Here is a 24,308-nt window from a genome sequence, read left to right as displayed (position 1 = left end):
TGCGCGGCTTTTGTCAATCTCCATCGCATCATTGCAGTGCAAAAACGCGCCGAGAGGCCATCTCTTTCAGTAGATTTTGAAATTCTCGCCGAGGTAGACACGGCGCACGTTTTCATTCGCCACCACGTCATCCGCAGTGCCCGACATCAACACCTGCCCATCATGCAAGATATAGGCGCGATCCACAATTTCGAGCGTCTCGCGCACATTGTGATCGGTGATGAGAACGCCAATGCCGCGTTTCTTGAGGTCGGCCACCAGATGGCGAATGTCGCCAACGCTGATCGGATCGACCCCGGCAAAAGGCTCGTCCAGAAGCAGGTATTTCGGATCGGCCGCCAGACAGCGGGCAATCTCGACCCGCCGACGTTCCCCGCCCGAGAGCGCCAGCGCAGGCGCCCGGCGCAGATGCTCGATGGAAAACTCCGACAGAAGCTCTTCGAGACGCTCGCGCCGCTTGCGGCGGCTGGCATGGGTGATGTCGAGAATGGCCATGATATTGTCTTCGACCGACAGCCCCCGGAAAATCGACATTTCCTGCGGCAGGTAACCGACGCCGAGCTTGGCCCGGCGGTACATCGGCAGATGGGTCACTTCGCGCCCGTCGATCTCGACCCGGCCGCCTTCCGGAAACACCAGCCCGGCGATGGAATAGAAGGTCGTCGTCTTGCCCGACCCGTTGGGCCCGAGCAGCGCCGCCACCTCGCCCTGCTTCACCTCGAGCGACACATCGCGGATCACCACGCGCTTGCGATAGCTTTTGCGCAGGTTGCGGATCGTCAGGCCAGAGGCGTCATGGGCCAGGGTCAGCTCGGGTCGCGTCATTGGCCGCGGCTCTGCGGTTGCAACACGGTCTTGACCCGCCCCGCCATACGCGCGGTGCCGGCCACGGTATCGACGAACATCTGATCACCGGTGATCGCGCTCGCGCCCTGCACGAGCAGCACATCGCCATCCATGGTGATGATGCCGGTGGAGACATTGTAATCGGCCTGCTGCGCCTCGGCGGCATCCGCGCCGCTGACCAGGGTCACGCCCTCTTTGGCCTCGAGCTTTTCAATCTCGGACTGGCCTTCCTGATAATGCACTTTGACCCAAGGGGCCGACAGGCGCATATCGCCCTGCGCAATGAGCACATCTCCGGTAAAGATCGCCGTGCCGTCCTTTTGATCCACCGACAGCGTTTCGGCGGTCACTTCGACCGGCAGGTCGCGCGAATGAGGCGAGGCGCCAAAGGCCACTTGCGTGCCTTGCGCCTGCGCAGACAGCCAAGAGGCGCTCAGCCCCAGTGCTGCGACAGTCAGAACTGTTCGGATCACGGCAGTCATTCCTCGTTTCCCCGCGGCTTATATACCAGTTTCACCCCTCCGGTGAACAGCAAATGCGTGCGGCCTTCTTCCTCAGAAGACGTAAGATGCATCCGACCCGCCTCCAAATCCCCCGGCGGACCTTTGCCGGTCACCGGTCCGGGGCTTTCGACGGTCAGCGGCTCGAACTCGGCCACGATCCGCTTGGAGTTGAGTTGATAGCCCTGCGAAGTGGTTACCACCACCTCGCCCAAGAGCTCTGCGCTCATCATGTTGCGGCTGGTGCGGCCATTGGCGGCGGTGACGGTCACCACCGTGCCGCCCTCGAGGGTGATCTTGGCATTGGGCCGGTCGGCCAGAAGCTGCCCATCGGCCGAGAGATCGGGGCGCACCATGACGGCCTCGAATGTCACCTGTTCGCCGCCTTGCGTCACCCCGGAAAAGCTCGGGTTGCTCGCGCCTTGATCCTGCGCCCGCTGTTCGAGATCGACCTCGGTCACCGGAATGTCCTGCGTCGGATCAACGGTGCGCGACAGCAGAAACAGCGTCGACAACAGGCCGAGCGCGATCACCGGCAGGATGATCTTCATCCAGCCCACAAAGCGCGTATGAAACTCTCCCTGTGCCACGCCCGCCCTCAATGTGCGAAAAGATCGTCGTCCGGCCAGCCGGCCAGATCGAGCTGCGCCCGCATGGGCAGGAAATCGAAACAGGCCTGCGCCATCTCCATCCGCTCTTCGCGCAGAAGCCGCACGTTGAGCGCCTCGCGCAGCCGGTGGAGATAGAGAACATCCGACGCCGCATAATCGATCTGCGCCGTGCTGAGCTCGGCCCGCCCCCAGTCCGAGCTCTGCTGATGCTTGGAAATGTCGACGCCGAGCAGATCTTGCAACAGGTTCCGAAGCCCATGCCGGTCGGTATAGGTCCGCACCAGCTTGCTCGCGATCTTGGTGCAATAGACCGGCGCCGCCACCGCGCCAAAGGCGTTCAGCATCGCGGCAATGTCGAACCGCCCGAAATGAAACAGCTTGAGCACATCGGGATTTTCCAACAGCCGGACGAGGTTCGGCGCCGTGCGCTGCCCCTTGGCCACCTGCACCAGATGCGCATGGCCATCGCCCCCCGAGAGCTGCACAACACAGAGCCGGTCGCGATGCGGCAGCAATCCCATGGTTTCGCAATCAATCGCCACGATGGGACCGAGATCCAGATCATCGGGCAGATCGCCCTTATAAACCGTGTTCGTCATATCAAACCTTATGCGCGCCGCTGCGCTGGGAATATATAGGCAGTCAAACAGACGCTACAAAATTTTACGTTACATTATCAGCCCGGCTAGACGTCGGGATCGACCTTGCCGCGCAGCGATTTGACCTCGCCGCGCGTTTTCTTGGCTTTGAGACGCCGTTTCTTCGATCCAAGCGTCGGCCGCGTCGGGATCCGCCGCTTGGGTTTCACCGCCGCCTTGGCGATCAACTCGGCAAGACGCTGCCGGGCGATCTCGCGATTGCGGGCCTGGCTGCGGGTCTCCTCGCATTGGATGACCAATGTCCCCGCATCGGTCCAGCGCCGCCCCGCCAGCCGCTTGAGCCGCCGTTTCACCGGATCGGGCAGGTTGGGCGAGCGTTCCGCCTCGAACCGAAGCTCGACCGCGGTCGAGACCTTGTTCACATTCTGCCCGCCGGGACCGCTCGACCGGACAAATTGCTCTGTCAGCTCCCAGTCTTCTATCGAAATGTCGTCGGTCACATACAGCATGGCGCAGGGTCTAGCAGACAGGGGGTCAAAACGGAACGAGCCCCCTTAGGGGGCCCGCCTCGAGAATCGGAGGTGGTAAGCAGGTCCGTAAAAGGCACCTGGAACCAGGCTCGATATAGAAGGGCTGCCTTCTAAACCAATACCCCGCTCGTATCCTTAACCAGCTGCTCCTGTTTCCCAATAATCATTGGCACCTCCTTTCTGGCTGTTATCCATATCTAGGAGACTGCCACAGATTTCGCTAAAGTCAAAATTTTTCACACCATATTTTGTGAAACCTTGGTGACGATGAGTCGAAACGGTATCAGGGCGAGCAGCCCGATAAGGAGTTTGAGCACCCAATCCGCCAGCATCAAGGTCACCCAGAGCGGCGCTTCGGGACCGATGAGCAAGAGCGGCGCGCCCTGCCAGGCCCAGCTCACATCGGCATCCGCCGCCGCCCCGAAAATGGTGATCCATGCGGCAAAGGAGATGGTGAAAAACAACAGCGTATCGACGCTCGACCCGATCACCGTCGAGGCCAGCGGCGCCCGCCACCATTTGCCGCCGCGCAGCCGGTCGAACACCGCGATATCGAGAAGCTGCGCCACGAGGAACGCCGTGGCCGATCCGATCGCCACCCGCAGCGACACTGCCGGCCCATGCTCGAGGATGATTTGCGTGCCGATCAGGCTGCTGACGATGCCCACGACAAATCCGACAAGAACCACCTGCCGCGCCGCCTTTGGCCCGTAAATGCGGTTCATCACATCGGTGACCAGAAAGGCCAGCGGATAGCTGAACGCGCCCCAGGTCAGGAGCCCGTCGAGCAGCAGAAATTGCACAAGAATATTCGAGGCCACCACAATGGCGGCCATGGCGATCACGCCCGGGAAAAGTTTCATCGTTGATCCGTTTTCGTCAAGGTTGCGGAGACTTGGCCCTCACACACATGCAAAACAGACAAGGGCAGCGGGGGTTTAGCCCTCCGCTGCCCATTCGTCAATCAGGCTTGCAAACCTCGGTTTAGCGCGACTGCAACACGCCGACGCATTGCTCTGGCAGGTTGGCCATGGTCAGCTCGCGCCGCGGTTTCGGCTTGGGCGCATTCGGGTCGGGCGGCGGCGGGTTGAGGATGTTGCGCACCCATTGTTCCGCATCCTTGCAGCCATCGCCTGCGGGCGGGGGCGCTTGATCGACACAGCCGCGCATGCCGCTCGGACATTTGAGCCGGACATGGAAATGATAGTGATGCCCCCACCACGGCCGGATCTTGCGCAGCCAGCTCTTGTCGCCCTTTTCATCGCGGCACATCTGCACCTTGGCCCCCGGAAAAACAAAGATGCGCGCCACCCGCGGGTCCTGCGCCGCCGCCTTCATCACCTCGTGATGCTGACGGGTCCAGCGGTCGTTGACATAGGCCCCATTGGCCCGGCGCATCGAAATTGACGACAGGCTCTCGCGCTCGGCCCGGCTCAGGTTGAGCCGCTTCGGCGGCAGCATCCAGATATCGGCATCGAGCCCGATCTGGTGGCTGCGATGCCCGGTGAGCATCGGCCCGCCACGCGGCTGGCTCAGATCGCCGATATAGATCCCGGCCCAACCGGGCTGCTGCGCGGCCTTCTGCGACAGGCCGATGAGATAGTTCAAAAGCTCGGGATGCCCCCAGTTGCGGTTGCGGCTGAGCCGCATCGCCTGCCAGGTCGGCCCGGTCTCGGGCAGCTGCACGCCGCCCGCCAGACAGCCCTTGGAATAGCCGCCAAAGGGCTGCGCCCGCTGCTTCGACCCCGAGGTCTTCGCGCCAAAGAGCCGCTTGGCCTCGACGCCTTGCATATTGCTCGGAATGCTCTGTGAAAAGCCCGGGCCGCCGCTGGCCAAGGCCATTGAAATACCAAATAAAATAGCACGGATCATATGGTCTGGTCCCCCTCTGCTCGCACCCAGCGTAACAGCAGCAGACCGACGAGGAAAAGCCCAATTACCGGCGTAATACCGATCCGCGCATTCCCGCTCATTTCGGTCACCAGCCACACCAGCGCCGGGGCCAGAAACGCCGTCGCCCGCCCCGAAAGCCCATAGAGACCAAAGCTCTCGGTCGGTGCCTCGGGGTCCGTATGACGCACCATGAGCGACCGGCTCGCCGATTGCAGCACCCCGCCCAAACCGCCGATCAGCACCCCGCAAAACAGGAACACCCGATCCGGCAGCACACTGCCCTCGGCGATCGGGATCCACAGGATCTGTTCGCGGTTCATGCTGACCACCACCACACAGACCGCCATCAGCCCAAGGATCGACCCGATGATCACCGGCTTTGGCCCGAGCCGCGAATCGAGCCGCCCGCCGACCCAGGAAAACACCGCCGCCGCAAAGGCCCCGATGATGCCGAACACCCCCACCTGCACGATGCTCCAGTTCAGCACCAAGAGCGCATAGGTCCCGCCGAACCCATAGAGCCCGTTGAGCGCATCACGATAGAGCATCGACGACCCGAGATAGGCGCTGAGGCTGAGGCGATGGCGCAGATTGGCCACCGACCGGCCCAACAGGCGCAGCGCATCGCCCATGCCCCGGCCCCGCCGCGCCGCGGGCCGGTCCCGCACCCACAGGAAATAGGGCACCATGAAGAGCGCAAACCAAATGGCCACAAAGGGGCCGACAAACCGCGCGCCCTCGCGCAGCGCCGGATCGAGCCCTAGCGCCGGATCGAGCCCGACAAGCGTCTTGCCATTCGGTTGCTCGAGGAAAAACACCAGCATGAGGATCAGCGCGGTCAGCCCGCCGGCATAGCCAAAGGCAAAGCCCGAGCCAGAGATCTTGCCGACCTCCTCGCGCGTCCCGAGCGAGGGCAGCTGCGCATTGATAAAGATGAGCGCATATTCCGCGCCGATAAACCCGATGCCAAAGGTGATCAGCCCCCAATAGAGGTTCGACCCGTCCGGCTGCATCCACCAGATGCCCGCCGAGCCGAGCACATAGAGCACCGAAAACCCCGCGATCCAGGGCAGCCGCTTGCCCGCCGTATCCGCCATCGCCCCGAGCACCGGCGCGCCAAACCCGATGATCAGCCCGGTGATGGTGAGACAGGCCGACCACAGGCTCTGCGCCTGCGCATCGGCGGCCATCTCGTCGAGACCCTGCGCCGCGAAATGCCCGGTCGCGACCGAGGCAAAGAACGGTCCAAAGACAAAGGTGACAAGCAGCGTGTGATAAGGCTGGCTGGCCCAGTCAAAGAAAAACCAGCCCCAGATGCGTTTCTTCGCGGAAATCTCGCCCATGCCTGCCCCTCGCTACCCGTTGCCCCCGATATGACAGGGCGGCGGGCCGGGGGGCAAGCGATTGTTGTGCAGGCCTTAGCCCGCGAAGGTGTCCTGCATCGGCGGCCAGGGACGCTGATCCTCGGCGGCGACCCAGGCCTTGACCCACTCGGGCATCGGCGGACTCTCGAGCGGCGCGCCCAGGGCGGCAATCACCTTTTCGGGGGGGATGATGCCGGATTTATCGGTGATCGCGCTGCGATAGATCACATGGCTCGAACACTCGCCATTGGATTTCCACATGGATTGTTCGAGATAGACAAACCGCTGATCCCAGCAGAGCGCGCGACTGCGGATCTCGACCTTGTCGAACATCCGCACGCGGCGGCGATAGCGCACCATCGATCCGGCAATCGTCAGGCCCCAGCGGTTCTTCATCAAGATCTTGGTAAGCCCGGTGCGCCCCGCCAGCGGGATACGCCCCATGTCAAACAGGGTGAGCGTGCGACCATTGTTGAGCTCCCACCACAGGTCGAGATCCCAAGGCAGGCAATAATGATGCGAGACATGCGTGCCGGTCAGCGGCAGGCGCGCATCCTTGCGATGTTTGAACATCTGCCAGAACAGGCGTGGGACAGGGTACATGGGCGGTCTCCTTCGCCCCGCAGATGGCGCTGCTTTACGCAAAGGTCAACCGCGACCGCGCGTCAGTCTTGCGCTTTGCCATCCTGCGCCTTACCTCTGGGGCGATTGATCCTAAGAGGAAATGACATGCTGGCGATTTACGGACCTTTGCAACTTATCCTGTCCGTCGTGTACTGGGTGATCCTGATCCATGTCATCATGAGCTGGCTGATCAACTTTCAGGTGCTCAACCTGCATCAACAGTTCGTCGCGCAGATCTGGTACGGGCTGAACCGCATTCTCGAACCGATCTACGGCCCGCTGCGCCGCATCCTGCCCGACACGCGGCCGCTCGATCTCGCGCCGCTGGTGGCCTTCCTCATCGTGATCTCGCTTCAGGCCTATATCCTGCCAGTGATCTTCGGCTTCGCCTGATCGGTCCGGGGGGGCCGCGACGCCCGCGCCCCTTGCCTACCCTATCTTGATATGAAAAAGTCCCTGCAAGAGCAGAACCACAACATCTTGCAGGTCCAATCGCCATGCCCGGCCATCCCGCCACGCTTTTGCGCGACGTTTTCGGATTCGACGCCTTCCGCCCCGGTCAGGAAGAGATCGTAGAGGCGGTCAGCGGCGGTGAAAACGTGCTCGCCATCATGCCCACCGGCGGCGGCAAATCGCTCTGCTATCAACTGCCCGCCCTGCTGCGCGACGGGGTGACCGTGGTGATCTCGCCGCTCATCGCGCTGATGCGCGATCAGGTCCGCGCGCTTCGCGCCGCTGGGGTCGAGGCCGGGGCGCTCACCTCCGGCAACACCGAAGAAGAGACCGCCGCCGTCTGGGACGCGCTCTCCGAGGGCCGGCTCAAACTGCTCTATATCGCGCCGGAACGGCTCGCGGCGGGCTCGGCCATGGGCATGCTGCGCCGCATCGGCGTGTCGCTCATCGCCGTCGACGAGGCCCATTGCGTGAGCCAATGGGGCCATGATTTCCGCCCCGATTACCTGCGCATCGGCGAATTGCGCCGCGCGCTCGGCGTGCCGCTCGCCGCCTTCACAGCCACCGCCGATGCCGAAACCCGCGACGAGATCGTGCAAAAGCTCTTTGACGGCACCCCACCGGTGAGCTTCCTGCACGGGTTCGACCGCCCCAACATTCACCTCGCCTTCGCCCCCAAGGACGGCCCGCGCCGCCAGATCATGGAGTTCGCCAGCGCCCGCAAAGGCCAATGCGGCATCGTCTATTGCGGCACCCGCGCCAAGACCGAAACGCTGGCCCGCGCGCTCGGCGAGGGCGGCCATAACGCCGTGGCCTATCACGGCGGGATGGAGCCCGACGCCCGCCGCCATGTCGAACACCGGTTCAACACCGAGGACGAGCTGATCGTCGTCGCCACCGTCGCCTTTGGCATGGGGGTGGACAAGCCCGACATCCGCTGGGTCGCCCATGCCGATCTGCCGAAATCCATCGAGGCCTACTATCAGGAGATCGGCCGCGCCGGGCGCGATGGCGCCCCCGCCGAGACGCTGACGCTCTTCGGCCCCGACGACATCCGCCTGCGCCGCTCTCAGATCGACGAAGGCCTCGCCCCCCCGGAACGCCGCATGGCCGATCACGCCCGGCTCAACGCGCTCCTGGGTCTGGCCGAGGCCCAACAGTGCCGCCGCGCCACGCTTTTGCAGTATTTCGGTGAAACAGAGACTGTTTGCGGCAATTGCGATCTCTGCGACACCCCGCCCCAGCTCTTCGACGGGACCGAGGCCGTGCGCAAGGCGCTCTCGGCCATCCTGCGCACCGGCGAGTATTTCGGCACCCAGCATGTGATCGACGTGCTGCTCGGCAATCCGACCGAGAAAATCCGCGCCCGCGGTCATGACGGGCTGCCGACCTTTGGCGTCGGCCGCGACCTGCCGCGCCCCGAATGGCAGGGGATTTTCCGGCAGATGATGGGGCTCGACCTCGTCCGCCCCGATCCCGAACGCCATGGCGCGCTGCGCATGACCGAGGCCGCCCGCCCCGTCCTGCGCGGCGAAGAGGGGGTGACCCTGCGCCGCGACACGCTCAAATCGAAATCCCGCCGCCCCGCGCCCCGCGCGCTGGTCTCCGACGAGGACGCGCCGCTGCTCTCGGCGCTCAAGGCCAAGCGCCGCGCCCTGGCCGAAGCCGCCAATGTGCCGCCCTATATCGTCTTCAACGACCGCACCCTGATCGAAATGGCCCAGACCCGGCCCGCCAATCTCGATGCCATGGCCGGGATCACCGGGGTCGGCGCCAAGAAGCTCGACCAATATGGCGCGGCCTTTCTCGCGGTGATCACGGGCGCGGGCGACGCCATCCACCCGCAGCGCCGCAAGCTGGCCGGTCGCCCCGCCGGGTCGCTCTTTGACCGGCTGCAAGACGCGCAAAACAGTCTCAAACACGGCCAAAATGGCACCGACAAACCGCTGAGCTGCTCGGCCTCCCTGCTCGCCAAGATCGCCACCACCCGGCCCCGCGACGGCGAAGGCATAGCCCGCATTCTTGGCGAAAAACGCGCCGAACGCTTCGGCCCCGCCTTTCTGGACGTGCTCGCCGAGGCCGACTAGACCACTGCCACCAGACACTTTGGGAAACCGACCATGCTCATCACCGTCTCGCCCGCGAAAAAGCTCGATATGGAGCCCACCCATGACCTCGACCAGAGCCGCCCGGATTTCCGCGCCGAGGCCGAGGAACTGGCCGGCTATGCCAATGGTCTCGGGGTGGCGGGGCTGCAAAAGCTCATGAAGATCAGCGAAAACCTCGCCCGGCTCAACGCCGACCGTTTCGCGAATTTCGGCGCGATGGAGACGAAACAGGCGGTGATGGCCTTTGCCGGCGACACCTATCAGGGGCTCGAGGCGCGCACGCTCGACGCCGACGCCTTGGCCTGGGCACAGGATCACCTGCGCATTCTCTCGGGGCTTTACGGCGTGTTGCGGCCGCTCGACATGATCGAACCCTACCGGCTCGAGATGGGCAGCCGCCTCGCGACGCCGCAGGGCAAATCGCTCTATGATTACTGGGGCAGCCGGATTTCGCAGGCACTCAACGCCCAGGCCGAAACGCTCGGCTCGAGCATCCTGCTCAACTGCGCGAGCCAGGAATATTTCGGCGCGGTCGACCGCGCGGCGCTCTCGCTGCGGGTCATCACCCCGGTCTTCAAAGAGGATAAGGACGGCCAGGCCAAGATCGTCAGCTTCCACGCCAAACGCGCCCGCGGCGCCATGGCCCGCTATGTGATCGAACGCCGTCTGACCGACCCCGACGCGCTCAAGGAATTCGACGCCGGTGGCTATGGCTACCGCGCCGATCTCTCTTCCGAGGACGAGATGGTCTTCACCCGTCCGGGCTGATCGCCGCCTCCGGCTCGATCGGCGCGATGCCCGGCCCCACCGCCGCGGCCATTCGCGCGATCAGCTCGGGCTTGCGCAGCGGTTTCGTCAGGTAGTGATCGATCCCCGCCGCCCGAATATCCGCCTCATCCCCCTGCATCGCATGGGCGGTCATCGCCACGATGGGCACATGCGCGCCATGGCCCTCATGGCGGCGGATGGCGCGGCTTGCCTCCTTGCCATCCATCTCGGGCATGGAAATATCCATGAAAATGATATCGGGCTCAAAGGCGGCATAGCCCGCCACCGCCTCGCGCCCGTTCTCGGCAAAGCGCAGCTCGATCGCGAGCGCCTTCACCATCTTTTCAAACACCAGCCTGTTGGTCCGGTTGTCCTCGGCCGCCAGCACCCGCAATTTGCGCAATTGCGGTGAAACAGGCTCTGGTTTTGGCGGCGGCTCGACACGTTGGGGCACTGTCTTTTCCGGCTCCACCTGCCCGACCGCCTGTCCGACCCGCCCCAGCGCGGCGCAGAGCTCATGCCGCGCCACCGGCATCTGCAACAGCTGCCCGCGCGTCCCGGTCCAGGCGCCCCGCGACGCGGCCATCACGATCACCGGCAGATCCGGCGGCAATTTCCTTAGCGCCCGATCGGTCCAGGCCTCGCCCTCATGGATGACGATCACGAGATCGCCGCCCGCCCCCAGCGCATCCGCCAAAGCCTCCGCGCCATGACAGCTCTGCACTGCCAGCCCGAGCTGCGCCAATTGCCGCTCCAAGATCATCCGCGCCCCCTCGGGCCGCCCCGCCACAACGACCTGCCGCAGCCCCTCAGGCAGGCGGCAGGGCTCTTGGCCCTGCGGCTCCTCGATGTCGAGCGTGATGGTAAACCCAAAGACCGAGCCCTGCCCCGGCGCCGATTCGACCCAGATTTCACCGCCCATCAGCCGGATCAGCTTCTGCGCGATGGCAAGGCCAAGCCCGGTGCCCTCGAACCGCCGGTTCTGCGCCTCTTCGACCTGATTGAACTCGCCAAACACATGGCCGATCTTGTCGGGCGCAATGCCGATGCCGGTGTCCTCCACCGTCACATGGATTTCGGCCCGGCCCTCGGCACTCACCCCCACCACCCGGATTAGAACATGGCCCTCGGGGGTAAATTTCACCGCATTGCCGATCAGATTGGTGAGCACCTGCCGAATGCGCCCGCCATCGCCGCGCAGCCGCGTCGGCAGGAAAAGATCGTAATCGAGCCAGACATCGACCCCCTGGTCGCGCGCCTTGGGCTGCATCAGCAGGATGATCTCATGCAGGCAGCGTTCGAGATCGAACCCGTCGAGCTGCAGGCTGAGCCGATCCGCCTCGACCTTGGAATAATCGAGCACGTCATTGATGATCCCCAACAGCGCCTCGGCGGAATTGCGGATCGTCGTCGCATAGAGCGCCTGATCCTCGTCGAGATCGGTCTCGCGCAGCAGATCGGCCATGCCCATCACCCCGTTCATCGGCGTGCGGATCTCATGGCTCATATTCGCGAGGAAGGCGGATTTCGCGCGGCTCGCCGCCTCGGCCCGGTGTTTGGCGCGGCGCAGCACCTCCTTGCTGCGCACCTCCGCCGTGATATCGAGCGCGAGGCTCACCATATCCCCCGAAGGCGCGCGTTGATCCAATAGGCGGATCGCCCGCCCATTCCAGAGCCGGACGATACGCGGCCCGGGCGCATCGCTCTGCCAGCGTTCGCGCATATATTCGCGCCAGGCCGCAGGGGCCATGTCGCCGATATCGACGATGCCCTCCTCGGTGCAGAATTGCAGCATCTCCATATAGGACACCCCCGGCCCGACCGCCGTCAGCCCGTCAAACGGCAAGAGATAGGCCCGGTTCGCCATCACCAGCCGGCCATCCTCGTCAAAGAGCGCAAACCCGTCGGGGATTGTCTCGATCGATTGCCAGAGCCGCCGCTCGACGAGCTGAATGCGGTCGTTGGCGCTGCTGAGCTCATCGCGCACCCGCGCGTTCTCATCCTCGATGCTGCGCACCCGCTCGCGGGTCTCGACGATCTCTTCCGACAGGGCGCGCGCATGTTTGCCAAGCTGCCGGTTCGCGGCAAAAAGCTCGGCCTGTTTCTGTTCCAGCAGACGCTCCGCCGCCAGCCGCGCGCGACGTTCCTGGGTGAGCTTCGCCACAAGGCCCATCCCCGTCGTCCCCTTTCTCAACCGTGGCATGTCCATGCGACACAGACTGCCAGAGCGGGGTGAACAAATCGTTGCCAGACGCGCGGTCATGGGCGTTTTCGCCAAACCCGCCCGCTAATTTTTAGGCGGGTCGGAATCATTGCCAGCAAACCCCGCCCATGCCACCATGCGCCTATTCTCAGGACGCAGGAGGGTGTCATGCTCCGCCGATTTATTGCTTTTCTCGCTTTCTCTTTGACCCTCGGCCTCGGCCATGGCGCGGCGGCACAGGACAGGCCCGTGCCCGACCGGCGCTTTGTGGTGACCGCCAATATGGATTTCTACGGCGCCGATCTGCAGGCCATCTTCGACACCAGCTATGACAGCTGCCGCAGCGCCTGTTTCGGCAATGCCGCCTGCCGGGCCTTCACCTACAACACCAAATCCCGCGCCTGTTTCCCGAAATCCGCCGTCTCGGATGAAACCCCCTATGATGGCGCCTATTCCGCCCGGGTGCTCGACACCGATCCGCGCGTGCTCGGCTGGGCCACGACCCGCCGCGCCGATCTCGGCTTCATGACCGATTACGCGCTCGACAAATCCTATGATCTCGCCCTGCGCATCGGAAGCCTGCACCCCGCCGGCGATTGGGACGAGGTGACGCTGCTCGACGCCGCCCGCGACCGCGAGGCCGGGGGCGATCTGCAAAACGCGCTGCGCTGGACCGGTGCCGCCCTGTCGCTGAGCGATGCCGCCGATCAATGGGCCGATTACGCCCGCCTGTCGCTCGCCATTGCCGAGGCCAACCGCAGCGAGCGCAACAAATACATCACCCGCGCCGTCTATGCCGCCACCAATGGCTATCTGCGCGCGGCCTCTGACGGGGCGCAGGTCTCGTCGCTGATGCTGCTGGCCGAGGCGCTCGAACGTGACGGGCAGGGGCGCAACGCGCTCCATGCCATGCGCCTTGCCGAGGCGATCCAGCCGCGTCAGGACGTGATGAGCGCGCTCGACCGTCTGGTCGGCAAATACGGCTTCCGCGTCACCGAACATCGCGCCGATAACGAGAGCGCCGCGCCGCGCATCTGCGCCGAGTTCTCGGAGCCGCTGGCCAAGGCCGGGGTGGATTACGCCACCTTCCTGCGCCTGCCCGATCCGGGTCTCGCGGTCGAGGCCGACGGCAATCAGCTCTGCATCGATGGCGTCGAACATGGCGCGCGCTACACGATCACCCTGCGCAAGGGCCTGCCCTCTGAGAGCGGCGAGAGCCTCGTGCGCGACACCGAGCTGAGCCTCTATGTCCGCGACCGCTCGCCCAAGCTGAGCTTTCCGGGCCGCGCCTATGTGCTGCCCCGCGCCGCCGAGGCCGCGCTGCCGATCGAGACCGTCAATCTCGACGAGGTGAAACTGAGCCTGCACCGGGTCTCCGACCGCAACCTGCTGCGCACCATGCAGCAAGAGTATTTCGGCCGCCCGCTGGCCGAGTACGAGATCAAGGATTTCACCTCCGAGATCGCCGAAGAGGTCTGGACCGGCACAGGCGAGGTCGAAAATACGCTCAACCAGACCATGACCACCCGCCTGCCGCTGGGCGAGGTGCTGGCCGATATGGCTCCCGGCATCTACACGCTGCATGCGAGCATCGAGGGCGTGCCGCTCTATGACGATCCGGGTGCCACCCAATGGTTCGTGCTGACCGATCTCGGCCTCACCACGCTCAAGGGCACCGAGGGGCTGCATGTCTTTGCCCGTGGTCTCTCGGATGCCGCAGCGCTCGACGGGATCGAACTGACCTTGCTGTCACGCTCCAACCGCGAGCTGGGCCGCGCCACCACCGATGCGGCGGGCCATGCGCTCTTTGATCCCGGCCTGACCCGGGGCACCGACGGGGCCGCCCCCGCCATGGTCATGGCCCGCAACGGCGAAGAGGATTTCGCCTTCCTGCCGCTCACCGATCCCGCCTTCGATCTCTCGGATCGCGGCGTCGAGGGCCGCGCGCCCGCCGGCCCGATCGACCTGTTCCTCGCCACCGACCGTGGCGCCTATCGCGCGGGCGAGGTGATCCATGCCACGGCGCTGGCCCGCGATGCGCAGGCACAGGCGCTGCCCGGCCTGCCGCTCACCGCGATCCTGTCGCGCCCCGATGGGGTGGAATATAGCCGCCATGTCTCGGCCGAGGACCGCGCCGGCGGCCATGTCTTCACCCTGCCCATCGGCAGCACCGCACCGCGCGGCACCTGGCGGCTCGAGATCAAGGCCGATGTCGACGCCCCGCCGCTGGCAAGCCAGAGCCTCCTGGTCGAGGATTTCCTGCCCGAGCGGATCGACTTCACCCAAAGCCTGCCCGACACCCCGCTGCGCCCCGGCGACAGCACCACGCTCACCATCGACGCGCGCTATCTCTTCGGCGCGCCGGGGGCCGGGCTTCTCGCCGAAGGCTCCGTCCGGCTCAAACCGCTGCGTCAGATCGACAGCGCGCCGGGCTATGTCTTTGGCCGCCACGACGCCCGCGCCTATCCGGGATCGAGCTATTTTGACGCCGGTCCCGCCGACGCCCAGGGCCGGATGCAGGCCACGCTCGATCTGCCCACCTCCGAGATCACCGACCGCCCCTATGAGGCCGAGTTCATCACCAGCGTCAAGGAAGGCTCGGGCCGCCCCGTCGAACGGGTGATGACCCACCGCCTCGCGCCCTCGGGCACCATTCTGGGGATCAAGCCCGGCTTTGACGGCGTCGCCCCCGAAGGCAGCACCGCGCGTTTCGAGGTGATCGCCCTCGGCTCGGATCTCGCCCGCCGGGACGCGCCTCTGCGCTGGACGCTCAACCGCGTGACCACCCGCTACCAATGGTATCAGCAATATGGCAACTGGAACTGGGAGCCGATCACGACCCGCGCCCGTGTCGCCACCGGCGAAGGCCAGAGCGGGGCCGACCCGCTGGTGATCTCCGCCCCGGTGGAATGGGGCCAGTATGAGCTGATCGTCGAAACCGGCGAAGGTGCCGACTATGTCTCGGCCTCCGAGGATTTCTATGCAGGCTGGTACGCCCCGGCGGATGCCAGCGAAACGCCCGACACGCTCGAACTGTCGCTCGACAAGCCCGGCTATCGCCCCGGCGACACCGCGACCCTGCGCCTCGTGCCGCGCTTTGCGGGCACCGCGCTCGTCACCGTGATGTCGCATCGCGTCATCGACATGCAGGCGGTCCCGGTGAGCGAAGGCGAAAACATCATCACCCTGCCCGTCACCGACGATTGGGGCACCGGGGCCTATGTCACCGCGCAGGTGATCCGGCCGATGGATGTTGCCGCCGGTCAGAACCCGGCCCGCGCTCTCGGGCTGAGCCATGCCAGCATCGATCCGGGCGACAAGGCGCTCTCGGTGCGCATCGACACCCCCGCCCAATCCGCACCGCGCGGGCCGCTCACCGCCAAGGTCGCGGTCGAGGGTCTCGGCGCGCAGGACACGGGCTTTGTCACCCTCGCCGCCGTCGATCTCGGCATTCTTAATCTCACCGGCTTCGACAGCCCCGATCCCCAAGGGCATTACTTCGGCCAGCGCCGTCTTGGCGTCGAGATCCGCGATCTCTATGGCCGTCTCATCGACGGGATGAACGGTGCCGCAGGCCGCGTTCGGTCCGGCGGCGACGCCGCCAATGGGCTGAGCCGCGAGGCCCCGCCGCCCACCGAGGAACTCGTCGCCTATTTCACCGGCCCGCTGGCGCTCGGCCCCGATGGCACCGCCGAGGCAAGCTTTGATCTGCCCGATTTCAACGGCACCGTGCGGCTCATGGCCATCGCCTGGACGCCCCGCGCCGTGGGCGCGGCCGAGGCCGATGTGATCGTCCGCGATCCGGTGGTGCTGAGCGCCTCGCTGCCCCGCTTCCTCGCCCCGGGCGACCGGGCGCGGATGCTGCTCGAGCTGATCCACACCGAAGGCCCGGCAGGCGAGATGCAGCTTCGCGTCGCCTCCGACGGTGTCGCGCTGGGCGATGTGCCCGCCACCGTGACCCTCGCCGAGGCGGGCCAGCAGAGCCTGTCGCTGCCGCTCACCGCCGGGGCCGAGGGCGATCATGTGATCACTGTGACACTGACCACGCCCGACGGTCAGGATCTGGTCAAGACGCTGACCCTGCCGGTGCGCCGCAACGATCCCGCGATCTCGGCCACCCGTCAGATTGCCCTCGCCGCCGGTCAGAGCCTGACGCTCGGCCCCGACATCTTCACCGGCTTCCACCCCGGCAGCGGGCAGGCCGTGCTCTCCGCCGGACCGCTGGCCCAGATGAACGCGCCAGCGCTGCTCCAATCGCTCGACCGCTACCCCTATGGCTGCACCGAACAGGTGACGTCACGGGCGATGCCGCTGCTTTACTTCAACCAGGTGGCCCAAGCGCTCGATCTCGGCACCGAGGCTCAGATCACCGCCAGCATCGACGCCGCCATCACCCGCGTGCTGACCCGGCAGAGCTCGAACGGGGCCTTCGGCCTCTGGCGGGCTGAGTCAGGTGATTTCTGGCTCGATGCCTATGTCGGCGATTTCCTCTCCCGCGCCCGCGCCGCCGGTCATGCGATCCCCGACCGCGCCTTCACCATGGCGATGGACAATCTGCGCAACCGGGTGAACTACGCCCCCGAGTTCGACGATGGCGGCGAAGACATCGCCTATGCGCTGATGGTGCTCGCCCGCGAAGGCGCCGCCAAGATGGGCGATCTGCGCTACTATGCCGACGTGAAATCCGATGCTTTCGCCACCCCTCTGGCGCTGGCCCAGCTCGGCGCGGCCCTCGCCTCCTACGGCGATCAGACCCGCGCCGACCGGATCTTCGCCCAGGCCATGACCCGCATCGCCCAGGAGGCCACGCGCCGCGAAGCACAGCTCTGGCGCGCCGATTACGGCACCCATGCCCGCGACCGGGCCGGGGTCGTGGCGCTCATGCATGAGGCGGGCAGCACGGTGGGCGGGCTCTCCGAGCTCTCCGCCACGCTCGGCCAGACCGGCCCGCATATGTCGACCCAGGAACAGAGCTGGACGCTCCTCGCCGCCCATGCGCTGATCGACGATCCGACGCGCGCCGGGCTCACCCTCAATGGCGACGCGGTCACCGGCGCACTGGTCCGCCTGCTCGAGGCCGACACCATGGCGCCACAGACCATCGCCAACACCGGCAACAGCGACACGCAGGTCACGCTCACGACGATCGGCGTGCCGGAGATCCCCGAGCCCGCTGGCGGCTATGGCTATCAGATCGCCCGCAGCTACTTCACCACCGACGGCCAGCCCGCGACCCTCGACGCGGTTGCCACCGGCACCCGGCTGGTGGCGGTGCTGACGATCACCCCGGCAGGCGAAACCGCCGGGCGGCTGATGGTGGACGACCCGCTCCCCGCCGGGCTCGAGATCGACAACCCGAACCTCCTGCGCTCGGGTCAGGCGAACGGGCTCGACTGGCTGCAAAGCGCCCCCACCGAGACCGCCGAATATCGCTCGGACCGGTTCCTCGCCGCGGTGAACTGGAGCGGCAGCGCCCCCTTCCGCCTCGCCTATATGGTCCGCGCGGTCACCCCGGGCAGCTTCCACCACCCCGCTGCCACGGTCGAGGACATGTACCGCCCCGAATACCGCGCCCATAGCGACACGGGCCGGGTCATGGTCACCGCGCCATGACGGGCGCACACCCCTCCGATGCGCGCTAGGACGCCCCTCCTCGCCGTCGCCCTGCTCTTGGCCGGGGGGCTGGCCCGCGACGGCATCGACCTCTGGATCGACCGCACCGACCTGCCGCCGCTCGTCGCGGAAACCTCGGTCGAAATCCGCGACCGCGCGGGCGAGATGCTGCGCGTCTATACGGTCGATGACGGGCGCTGGCGGCTCGCTGTCAGCCCCGAAGAGGTCGATCCGCGCTATCTCGACATGCTGATCGCTTACGAGGACAAACGCTTTTTCCGCCATGTTGGGGTCGATTTTCTCGCCATGCTCCGTGCCGGAGGGCAGGCGCTGCGCCATGGCCGCGTGGTCTCGGGCAGCTCGACCCTGACGATGCAGGTGGCACGGCTCCTCGAGGATAGCGGCACCGGCCAATGGTCCGGCAAACTGCGCCAGATGCGCCTCGCGCTCGCCCTTGAACGCCGCCTGACGAAACGGCAGATCCTCGGGCTCTACCTGACCCACGCGCCCTATGGCGGCAATATCGAAGGCATCCGCGCCGCAACGCTGAGCTGGTTCGGCAAGGAACCCGCCCGGCTCACCCCGGCCGAAGCCGCACTGCTCGTGGCCCTGCCGCAATCGCCTGAGGCCCGCCGCCCCGACCGCCATCCCGAAACCGCCCGTACCGCCCGCGACCGGGTGCTGGAGCGGATGACCGGCGCCGGAACCCTGCCCAAGCCCGAAGCTCAGGCGGCTCTTTTCGACCCTGTTCCCGCCCAACGTCGCGATTTTCCTGCCCTCGCGCCGCATCTGTCGGACCGGGCGCGCGCCCTTGATCCGCTCACCACGCGGCATCACCTGACCCTAGACGCAGGGCTGCAATCGCGGCTCGAGACCCTCGCGCGCAACGCCCTGCGCGACCTGCCGCCGAGCGTGTCCCTCGCCATGGTCGTCGCCGATCACCAGACGGGCGAACTGCTCGGCGCGGTGGGCTCGGCGAGCTATGCCAGCGGCGACGCGCATCAGGGCTATGTCGACATGACACAGGCGCTGCGCTCGCCCGGCTCGACGCTCAAACCGCTGATCTACGCCATGGGATTCGACCGCGGCCTCGCCCATCCGCAAACGCTCATCGCCGATCGGCCGGTGGCCTTTGGCCGCTATGCGCCCCAGAATTTCGACGGTCAGTTTCGCGGCGAGGTCACCATCGCCGAGGCGCTGCGCCAATCGCTCAACATCCCCGTGGCGCTCTTGCTCGATGAGATCGGCCCGGCCCATCTCATGTCCGCCATGCGCCAGAGCGGCATGCGCCCCGCCCTGCCCGGCGATCAGCCGGGCCTCGCCGTCGGTCTCGGCGGCGTCGGGGTGAGCCTGATGGATCTCACCCGGCTCTACGCCATGCTGGCCCAGGGCGGCCAGACCGTGCCGCTCCATTGGCACCAGGGTGTCGCGCCCGACGTGCCACAGCGCCAGGTCATCAGCCCCGCCGCCGCCTGGCAGGTCGGGCATATCCTCGCCTCGCTCGCGCCGCCGCCGGGCGCGCCGCCCGGACGGCTCGCCTATAAGACGGGCACCTCCTATGGCCACCGCGACGCCTGGGCTGTGGGCTATGACGGGCGGCATGTGATCGGCGTCTGGATCGGTCGCCCCGATGGCACGCCGGTGCCCGGGGCCTTTGGCGGCGATCTCGCCGCGCCGCTGCTCTTCGAGGCCTATCAACGGCTCGACACCGCGCCCGAGCCCTTGCCGCCGCCGCCGCCCGAGACCTTGCTGCTGGCCACCGCCAACCTGCCGCAGCCGCTGCGCCGTTTCACCGGGCGCGAGGCGGCCTTTGCCCCCGCCCCCGATGCGCCGAAACTGATCTTTCCCCCCGACGGCGCGCGGCTCGCCCTCGTCGCGGGCGATCTGGCGGTCAAGCTGCGCGACGGCACCCCGCCCTTCACCATCCTCGCCAATGGCCGACCCGTCGCCACCGGGCTACGCCAGCACGAGCTGATCCTGCCGGGGCTGAGCCGGGGCTTTTCCGAGCTGTCGGTGATCGACGCCAAAGGCCGCGCCGCCCGCGTCCGGGTGCGGCTCGACTAGGCATAAGGCATGGCGTCACCTACGCCGAAAAATGCACAATCTCCATTCATTAGGGTCGATTTTATGGCGAGTCGTCCTCGCAAGCCGCGCCGGTCGAGCGGCATCCCTTCCCGCAAGCGGCGAAGCATTCGGCCAGTGAGATACTGCCGCGCCCCTCGGCTTGGCGTCTCCCGCTGTCGGCCCAGCCTTCGTCCAGCCCTGCGTTCGCCCAGACCGGTCATTGCCCATCGCGCAAACACCGGCCCCAGTCAGCGTGCCATCTACGACCCCAGCGCTCGTCCAAACCGGCCCATGCCCCGCCGCGCGATCTTCAATCGACACGGCCAGTCGCCAAAACGCCATCCGAGCGCCCTCCGCTCTCGCCTGGCCTCGTCTACGCGCCACCGGCTACCAGCCCTCGCCGCGCAGCACCACCGCCACGGTGCGCCACAGGATCACCAGGTCGAGCCGCATATCGCGCATCTGTGCATAGTAGCGGTCGAGCGCCACCCGGTCGGCATAGCTGCACCGGCCGCGCCCATAGACCTGCCAGAGCCCGGTGAGCCCCGGTCGCAGCCGTGCATAGGCCGTGCCATCGGCATCGCGATAACGCGCCTCGAACTCCGGCCCGGTCACCGGGCGCGGGCCGACAAGGCTCATCTCGCCGCAGAACACGTTGAAAAATTGCGGCAGCTCGTCGAGCGCATAGCGCCGCAACACCGCGCCAAGCCGCGTCACCCGCGGATCGCGCCGCAGCTTGCCCTGCCGCCGCCATTCCGCCGCCAGCGCCGGATCACCGGCCAGCACATGCCCAAGCCGTTCTTCGGCCCCCGGCACCATGCTGCGCAGTTTCCACAGCCGGAACATCCGACCACCGCGCCCGACCCGCCATTGCCAGTGAAAGGGCGCGCGCCCATCCGCCGCCCAGACTGCCAGCGCCAGCACCGCGATGAGCGGGCAGAGCAACGGCAGCGCCAGCAACGTCAGCCCGAGATCGACCGCCCGTTTGCCATCGACCGCCCGCCACCGGACGATCCAGACATGCCCCAATGCCACATACATGTGCCAGCCCTCACTACCGCTCGTTGGCGATCAGACTAGGGCGCAGGTCTTAAAAAAACGCAAAAACGGGCACTGTCGCGATACTGTCGTTTTACCGACGCGATGCCGACCCGCCGTTTTCGGGGCCTAGCTCATCCGTTCGATGGCCAGCGCAATGCCCTGCCCGCCGCCGATGCACATGGTGATCAGCGCCCGTTTGCCGCCGATCCGCTCCAGCTCATAGAGCGCCTTGACCACAAGGATCGCCCCCGTCGCCCCCACCGGATGACCGAGCGCAATCGCCCCGCCATTGGGGTTGACCTTGGCCGGGTCGAGCCCCAGCCCCCGGTTCACCGCAATCGCCTGCGCCGCGAAGGCTTCGTTCGATTCCACCAGGTCGAAATCCCCGGCGCTCAGCCCGGTTTTCGCCAGCAGGTTTTCCACCGCCGGGATCGGCCCGATGCCCATGACCTCGGGGCGCACACCGGCATGCGCATAGCCCAGAACCCGCGCCTTGGGGGCCAGCCCCGCCGCCTCTGCCGCGCCGGCCCTGGCCAGGACAATCGCCGCCGCGCCATCATTGATGCCACTGGCATTGCCGGCGGTCACGCTGCCCTCCTTCTGGAACACCGGCCGCAGCCCCGCGAGCGCCTCCTCAGTGGTCGGCTTTGGGTGCTCATCCACCTTGAATTCAACGGTTTCGCGACGCTTCTGCACCTCGACCGGGACGATCTGTTCGTCGAAATGCCCGGCCTCGATCGCCGCCTTGGCGCGGCGCTGGCTCTCGAGGGCAAAGGCGTCCTGATCGGCGCGGCTCACCCCATGTTCGGCGGCCACATTCTCCGCCGTGACCCCCATATGGCCGGTGCCAAAGGGACAGTTGAGCGCGCCGAGCATCATGTCGAGCACCCGCACATCGCCCATCTTCGCGCCCCAGCGCTGATCGGGCACGATAAAGGGCGAGCGGCTCATGTTTTCCGCGCCGCCCGCCACCGCGAAATCGGCATCGCCGAGCATCAGGTTCTGCACCGCCGAGACCACCGCCTGCGCCCCCGAACCGCAGAGCCGGTTGACGTTCATCGCCGGTGTCGTGTCGGGAATGCCCGCCTCCATCGCCGCGATCCGCGACAGGTACATGTCGCGCGGTTCGGTGTTGATGACATGGCCAAACACCACATGGCCGACCTGATCCGGGGCCACTCCCGCCCGCGCCAGCGCCGCCTTGGTGGCCACCGCCCCAAGCTGCGCCGGGGCCACGCCCGCCAGGCTTCCGCCAAAGGTGCCGATTGCCGTCCGGGCCGCGCCCAGGATCACGATATCTTCCATGTCATCCTCCTGTCTCGTTGCGCTGACACTAGGCCGCCCCGGCCCCTGCGTCCATCGCGACGCGCCGTCACGGGCGCAGCGCCACGCGCCCCCTATCGGTCAAGAGCGAGACCTCGCGCCCCTCGATCACCGCCGGGATGAGATCGCGCCCATGCCCCGCCCCACCGTCGAGATTGACGCGATTGCCGCAATGCTCTGGATAGTCCACCGCGCTATGGCCATGCACCACGAGCCAGGGCAGCGGATCGCGATAGCTGAGAAACCTGTCGCGGATCCAGATGAGATCCACCGGGTCCTGCCAATCGAGCGGTTTGCGCGGGTCGATCCCGGCATGGACAAAGAGCAGATCCCCGACCTCATGCAGCCGCGGCAGTGACCGCAGAAACTCCTGATGCGCCTCGGGCACCGCTGCCCGGGCGGCCTCCAGCGCGGGCGCCTCTTCGCTGGCCTCGACACCATAGCTGGCCAAGGTCACCGCCCCGCCCATCCGCGGGTTGAGCCAGCTCACCCCGGATTTGATATGCTCGGACCAGATGCGGCCCTCCTCCAGAAAATCGAGGAAGAGCCGATCATGATTGCCAAGCAGCACAGTCCAGTCGCGCCCCGCCGCGCGTCCCTCCAGCAACCGGTCGATCACCTGACACGAGGCCGGGCCGCGATCCACCAGATCGCCGAGAAAGACCACCGGCGCCTCCGCCCCGCCATCCGCCTCGATGCGCGCCAGCGCCTGGTCGAGCTTGTCGAGATGGCCGTGAATATCGCCCACCGCATAGATCATGCGAGCAGATCCTCGCCATAGGCAAAGAGCGCGGGCAAACCGCCGCTATGGATGAAACAGACCCGTGCGCCCGGCTGGATCACCCCCTCCTGCAGGAGCCCCTCGACCCCGGCAAAGCTCTTGGCGGTATAGACCGGATCGAGGAAGAGCCCCTCATAGCGTGCCATCTGATCGAGCGCCCGGCGCGTGGTCTCGCCCATCCGGCCATAGCCGGGGGCGAGCGCCCCATCCCAGATGTCGATATCCGCCGCCCCGAACACCGCCTCGCCCAGAAGCTCTGCCAAGAGCTCCGCGAGACGCCCGATCCGGGCGCGCTGGGCCTCGGCGTCACGGCGCACACAGATGCCATGCACCGGAGCGCTTGCCCCGCACAGCCGCAGCCCGGCCAAGAGCCCGGTATGGGTCGCCCCGCTGCCAGAGGCCACGACATAATGGTCAAACCCTGCCGCATCCTGCGCCAGGATTTCGCGGCCGCATTGCATGTACCCCAGCGCCCCCTTGGGCGGGTTCTCAAGGCCCAGCGGAATGACAAACGGCTTGCGCCCCTCGGCTCGCAGCTCTTCGGCGCGGGCATGAAGCGCCCGGTCGGCCCCCGCCTCATCCTCGCCCTCAGGGTAATGCAGGATCTCGGCCCCAAGCAGCTTGTCCAGCAACACATTGCCCGAGCTGTGATAGAGCGCGCCCTTGCCCGGCACCCGATCTTCAAGCTGCACCACCGCCCCCATGCCAAGTCGCGCGGCACAGGCGGCGGCGGAGCGCACATAGTTCGACTGCACCGCCCCGGTGATGAGCGCCACATCCGCCCCCTCGGCCAGCGCCGCGCCGAAATAGTAATCGAGCTGGCGGATCTTGTTGCCGCCAAAGCCGATGCGCGTCAGGTCATCGCGCTTGACCCAGAGATCGAGATCATAGAGCTCCGACAGCCGGTCGAGCCGCTCAAGCGGGGTCGGCGCGGGCATGAACCCTGCCTGAGGAAACGGGGCGAGCAGCCGGTCGAACCTGTCCATG

At 66.4% G+C, this 24,308-nt stretch carries 19 protein-coding genes; 5 read left to right on the top strand and 14 right to left on the bottom strand.

Features of this window, described 5'->3' with window-relative positions; genetic code table 11:
• Positions 1–66: 66 nt before the first annotated feature.
• From lptB to ISM_RS06890, 9 genes are all read right to left on the bottom strand, one after another.
• Positions 67–825: an LPS export ABC transporter ATP-binding protein gene (gene lptB, locus ISM_RS06930; RefSeq protein ID WP_009813421.1), complete on the bottom strand. Its 759-nt coding sequence runs from the start codon at positions 823–825 to the stop codon at positions 67–69.
• A complete protein-coding gene (locus ISM_RS06925; protein WP_040617921.1) occupies positions 822–1,328 on the bottom strand; it encodes an LptA/OstA family protein in 507 nt (168 codons plus the stop codon). Before ISM_RS06925 ends, lptB begins: the two co-directional genes overlap by 4 nt.
• The gene (gene lptC / locus ISM_RS06920) at positions 1,325–1,936 is read right to left on the bottom strand and encodes an LPS export ABC transporter periplasmic protein LptC (RefSeq protein ID WP_009813419.1); all 612 of its coding nucleotides are present in this window, start codon (positions 1,934–1,936) and stop codon (positions 1,325–1,327) included. The genes ISM_RS06925 and lptC overlap by 4 nt, the downstream gene beginning before the upstream one ends.
• Positions 1,937–1,944: 8 nt before the next feature.
• A complete protein-coding gene (locus ISM_RS06915; protein ID WP_009813418.1) occupies positions 1,945–2,556 on the bottom strand; it encodes a ribonuclease D in 612 nt (203 codons plus the stop codon).
• A gap of 86 nt (positions 2,557–2,642) precedes the next feature.
• Positions 2,643–3,065, bottom strand: coding sequence for an alternative ribosome rescue aminoacyl-tRNA hydrolase ArfB (gene arfB / locus ISM_RS06910; protein ID WP_009813417.1), 423 nt, complete (start codon positions 3,063–3,065; stop codon positions 2,643–2,645).
• A 257-nt stretch (positions 3,066–3,322) separates the two neighbouring features.
• Positions 3,323–3,949, bottom strand: coding sequence for a queuosine precursor transporter (locus ISM_RS06905; RefSeq protein WP_009813416.1), 627 nt, complete (start codon positions 3,947–3,949; stop codon positions 3,323–3,325).
• A 121-nt stretch (positions 3,950–4,070) separates the two neighbouring features.
• Entirely contained in the window at positions 4,071–4,928 is an 858-nt protein-coding gene (mepA, locus tag ISM_RS06900; RefSeq protein ID WP_009813415.1) for a penicillin-insensitive murein endopeptidase, read from the bottom strand.
• Positions 4,929–4,954: 26 nt separating this feature from the next.
• Positions 4,955–6,322, bottom strand: a complete 1,368-nt coding sequence (locus ISM_RS06895) for an MFS transporter (protein ID WP_009813414.1) — start codon at positions 6,320–6,322, stop codon at positions 4,955–4,957.
• Between the two features lie 75 nt (positions 6,323–6,397).
• A complete protein-coding gene (locus ISM_RS06890; RefSeq protein ID WP_009813413.1) occupies positions 6,398–6,946 on the bottom strand; it encodes an acyl-CoA thioesterase in 549 nt (182 codons plus the stop codon).
• Between the two features lie 126 nt (positions 6,947–7,072).
• On the opposite strand from ISM_RS06890, the gene ISM_RS06885 reads away from it, so the two are divergent.
• The 3 genes from ISM_RS06885 (at position 7,073) to yaaA (ending at position 10,296) form a co-directional block, all read left to right on the top strand.
• On the top strand, positions 7,073–7,360 hold the full coding sequence (locus tag ISM_RS06885; RefSeq protein ID WP_040617920.1) for a YggT family protein: 288 nt from the start codon (positions 7,073–7,075) through the stop codon (positions 7,358–7,360).
• A gap of 104 nt (positions 7,361–7,464) precedes the next feature.
• On the top strand, positions 7,465–9,507 hold the full coding sequence (gene recQ, locus ISM_RS06880) for a DNA helicase RecQ (protein WP_009813411.1): 2,043 nt from the start codon (positions 7,465–7,467) through the stop codon (positions 9,505–9,507).
• A 33-nt stretch (positions 9,508–9,540) separates the two neighbouring features.
• Positions 9,541–10,296 (top strand): peroxide stress protein YaaA, encoded by a 756-nt coding sequence (yaaA, locus tag ISM_RS06875; protein ID WP_009813410.1) that lies wholly within the window; start codon positions 9,541–9,543, stop codon positions 10,294–10,296.
• On the opposite strand, the gene ISM_RS06870 is transcribed toward yaaA, so the two are convergent.
• Positions 10,280–12,469 (bottom strand): ATP-binding protein, encoded by a 2,190-nt coding sequence (locus ISM_RS06870; RefSeq protein WP_009813409.1) that lies wholly within the window; start codon positions 12,467–12,469, stop codon positions 10,280–10,282. The two genes, yaaA and ISM_RS06870, sit on opposite strands and share 17 nt — an antisense overlap.
• Positions 12,470–12,667: 198 nt before the next feature.
• Between ISM_RS06870 and ISM_RS06865 the strand changes: the two genes are divergently transcribed.
• The gene (locus ISM_RS06865; protein WP_009813408.1) at positions 12,668–18,112 is read left to right on the top strand and encodes an alpha-2-macroglobulin family protein; all 5,445 of its coding nucleotides are present in this window, start codon (positions 12,668–12,670) and stop codon (positions 18,110–18,112) included.
• Positions 18,113–18,130: 18 nt separating this feature from the next.
• A complete protein-coding gene (gene pbpC / locus ISM_RS06860) occupies positions 18,131–20,176 on the top strand; it encodes a penicillin-binding protein 1C (RefSeq protein ID WP_040617919.1) in 2,046 nt (681 codons plus the stop codon).
• 387 nt (positions 20,177–20,563) lie between these two features.
• Here the strand turns inward: pbpC and ISM_RS06855 are convergent, their stop codons facing one another.
• From ISM_RS06855 to ISM_RS06840, 4 genes are all read right to left on the bottom strand, one after another.
• Entirely contained in the window at positions 20,564–21,217 is a 654-nt protein-coding gene (locus ISM_RS06855; RefSeq protein WP_009813406.1) for a sugar transferase, read from the bottom strand.
• A gap of 126 nt (positions 21,218–21,343) precedes the next feature.
• Complete coding sequence (locus ISM_RS06850) at positions 21,344–22,522, bottom strand: acetyl-CoA C-acyltransferase family protein (protein WP_009813405.1); 1,179 nt, start codon at positions 22,520–22,522, stop codon at positions 21,344–21,346.
• Between the two features lie 67 nt (positions 22,523–22,589).
• Positions 22,590–23,300 carry a metallophosphoesterase gene (locus ISM_RS06845; protein ID WP_009813404.1) on the bottom strand — a complete coding sequence of 237 codons (711 nt, stop codon included), beginning with the start codon at positions 23,298–23,300 and terminating at the stop codon, positions 22,590–22,592.
• Complete coding sequence (locus ISM_RS06840) at positions 23,297–24,307, bottom strand: D-cysteine desulfhydrase family protein (protein WP_009813403.1); 1,011 nt, start codon at positions 24,305–24,307, stop codon at positions 23,297–23,299. Before ISM_RS06840 ends, ISM_RS06845 begins: the two co-directional genes overlap by 4 nt.
• Between the last annotated feature and the right edge of the window lies 1 nt (position 24,308).

The organism is Roseovarius nubinhibens ISM (genome assembly GCF_000152625.1).
Lineage (GTDB): Bacteria > Pseudomonadota > Alphaproteobacteria > Rhodobacterales > Rhodobacteraceae > Roseovarius > Roseovarius nubinhibens.
Note: the sequence above shows the minus strand (reverse complement) of the source record. Positions and strands in the feature narration are given on the sequence as shown.